This is a genomic window from Morganella sp. BCCO 40_0007, assembly GCF_032989665.1.
Taxonomy (GTDB): domain Bacteria; phylum Pseudomonadota; class Gammaproteobacteria; order Enterobacterales; family Enterobacteriaceae; genus Morganella; species Morganella sibonii.
In genome coordinates this window covers 1-3,096 of sequence record NZ_JAVBIN010000025.1, presented here as the reverse complement: position 1 = coordinate 3,096, position 3,096 = coordinate 1, and the positions used below count along the sequence as shown (strand labels likewise).

The following is a 3,096-nucleotide window of genomic DNA, read 5'->3' as shown; positions in this document are numbered from 1 at the left end:
GCTACGGCGTTTCACTTCTGAGTTCGGCATGGGGTCAGGTGGGACCACCGCGCTACGGCCGCCAGGCAAATTCGTTTAATCCAAAACAAGCTTTTCATAATGAATGACTCTCTCGTCTCTTCACTATGCTGAAAAATTCTTTCTTCGTCTCTCAACTCAAAACACCTTCGGTGTTGTCAGGTTAAGCCTCTCGGTTCATTAGTACTGGTTAGCTCAATACATCGCTGCACTTACACACCCAGCCTATCAACGTCTTAGTCTCAAACGTTCCTTCAGGATCCTTAAAGAATCAGGGAAGACTCATCTCGAGGCAAGTTTCCCGCTTAGATGCTTTCAGCGGTTATCTCTTCCGCACTTAGCTACCGGGCAATGCAATTGGCATCACAACCCGTACACCAGTGGTGCGTTCACTCCGGTCCTCTCGTACTAGGAGCAACCCCTCTCAATCTTCCAGCGCCCACGGCAGATAGGGACCGAACTGTCTCACGACGTTCTAAACCCAGCTCGCGTACCACTTTAAATGGCGAACAGCCATACCCTTGGGACCTACTTCAGCCCCAGGATGTGATGAGCCGACATCGAGGTGCCAAACACCGCCGTCGATATGAACTCTTGGGCGGTATCAGCCTGTTATCCCCGGAGTACCTTTTATCCGTTGAGCGATGGCCCTTCCATTCAGAACCACCGGATCACTAAGACCTACTTTCGTACCTGCTCGAGCCGTCACTCTCGCAGTCAAGCTGGCTTATGCCTTTGCACTAACCGCATGATGTCCGACCATGCTTAGCCAACCTTCGTGCTCCTCCGTTACTCTTTGGGAGGAGACCGCCCCAGTCAAACTACCCACCAGACACGGTCCCCGACCCGGATTACGGGTCTGGGTTAGAACATCAAACGTTAAAGGGTGGTATTTCAAGGTCGGCTCCGCGCAGACTGGCGTCCACGCTTCGTTGCCTCCCACCTATCCTACACATCAAGGCTCAATGTTCAGTGTCAAGCTATAGTAAAGGTTCACGGGGTCTTTCCGTCTTGCCGCGGGTACACTGCATCTTCACAGCGAGTTCAATTTCACTGAGTCTCGGGTGGAGACAGCCTGGCCATCATTACGCCATTCGTGCAGGTCGGAACTTACCCGACAAGGAATTTCGCTACCTTAGGACCGTTATAGTTACGGCCGCCGTTTACCGGGGCTTCGATCAGAAGCTTCGCTTGCGCTAACCTCATCAATTAACCTTCCGGCACCGGGCAGGCGTCACACCGTATACGTCCACTTTCGTGTTTGCACAGTGCTGTGTTTTTAATAAACAGTTGCAGCCAGCTGGTATCTGCGGCTGGCTTCAGCTCCGTCCGCAAGGGACTTCACCTAGTGCCAGCGTGCCTTCTCCCGAAGTTACGGCACCATTTTGCCTAGTTCCTTCACCCGAGTTCTCTCAAGCGCCTGAGTATTCTCTACCTGACCACCTGTGTCGGTTTGGGGTACGATTAATGGTAACCTGGAGCTTAGAGGCTTTTCCCGGAAGCAGAGCATCAATCACTTCACCACCGTAGTGGCTCGTCGTCACGCCTCAGTGTTAACAACCGACCGGATTTGCCTGGTCAGTCCACCTGCACGCTTAAACCGGGACAACCGTCGCCCGGATGATTTAGCTTTCTCCGTCCCCCCTTCGCAGTTACCACCAGTACGGGAATATTAACCCGTTGCCCATCGACTACGCTTTTCAGCCTCGCCTTAGGGGTCGACTCACCCTGCCCCGATTAACGTTGGACAGGAACCCTTGGTCTTCCGGCGTGCGGGTTTTTCACCCGCATTATCGTTACTTATGTCAGCATTCGCACTTCTGATACCTCCAGCAACCCTCACAGGCCACCTTCACAGGCTTACAGAACGCTCCCCTACCCAACAATATTTACATATCGCTGCCGCGGCTTCGGTGCATAATTTAGCCCCGTTACATCTTCCGCGCAGGCCGACTCGACCAGTGAGCTATTACGCTTTCTTTAAATGATGGCTGCTTCTAAGCCAACATCCTGGCTGTCTGAGCCTTCCCACTTCGTTTCCCACTTAATTATGACTTTGGGACCTTAGCCGGCGGTCTGGGTTGTTTCCCTCTTCACGACGAACGTTAGCACCCGCCGTGTGTCTCCCGTGATAACATTCTCCGGTATTCGCAGTTTGCATCGGGTTGGTAAGTCGGGATGACCCCCTAGCCGAAACAGTGCTCTACCCCCGGAGATGAATTCACGAGGCGCTACCTAAATAGCTTTCGGGGAGAACCAGCTATCTCCCGGTTTGATTGGCCTTTCACCCCCAGCCACAAGTCATCCGCTAATTTTTCAACATTAGTCGGTTCGGTCCTCCAGTTAGTGTTACCCAACCTTCAACCTGCCCATGGCTAGATCACCGGGTTTCGGGTCTATACCCTGCAACTCATTCGCCCAGTTAAGACTCGGTTTCCCTGCGGCTCCCCTATTCGGTTAACCTTGCTACAGAATATAAGTCGCTGACCCATTATACAAAAGGTACGCAGTCACACCCCAAAGGGTGCTCCCACTGCTTGTACGTACACGGTTTCAGGTTCTTTTTCACTCCCCTCGCCGGGGTTCTTTTCGCCTTTCCCTCACGGTACTGGTTCACTATCGGTCAGTCAGGAGTATTTAGCCTTGGAGGATGGTCCCCCCATATTCAGACAGGATAACACGTGTCCCGCCTTACTCATCGGACTCACAACACCAGTGCTTTCAGATACAGGGCTATCACCTGCTGTGGCCAGCCTTTCCAGACTGTTCTCTTAACACTGACATTGATTAAGGTCCTGGGCTGCTCCCCGTTCGCTCGCCGCTACTGGGGGAATCTCGTTTGATTTCTTTTCCTCGGGGTACTTAGATGTTTCAGTTCTCCCGGTTCGCTTCATTACCCTATGTATTCAGGTAATGATAGTGTGACGAATCACACTGGGTTTCCCCATTCGGAAATCGCCGGTTATAACGGTTCATATCACCTTACCGGCGCTTATCGCAGATTAGCACGTCCTTCATCGCCTCTGACTGCCTAGGCATCCACCGTGTACGCTTATTCGCTTAACCTCACAACCCGAA

Annotated in this window: 2 rRNA genes; both read right to left on the bottom strand. The window is 52.5% G+C overall.

Features of this window, described 5'->3' with window-relative positions:
* Positions 1-66: ribosomal RNA gene (gene rrf, locus R5268_RS19300) — 5S ribosomal RNA — on the bottom strand; the annotation flags it as partial.
* A gap of 111 nt (positions 67-177) precedes the next feature.
* Positions 178-3,084 (bottom strand): 23S ribosomal RNA (locus R5268_RS19295).
* Between the last annotated feature and the right edge of the window lie 12 nt (positions 3,085-3,096).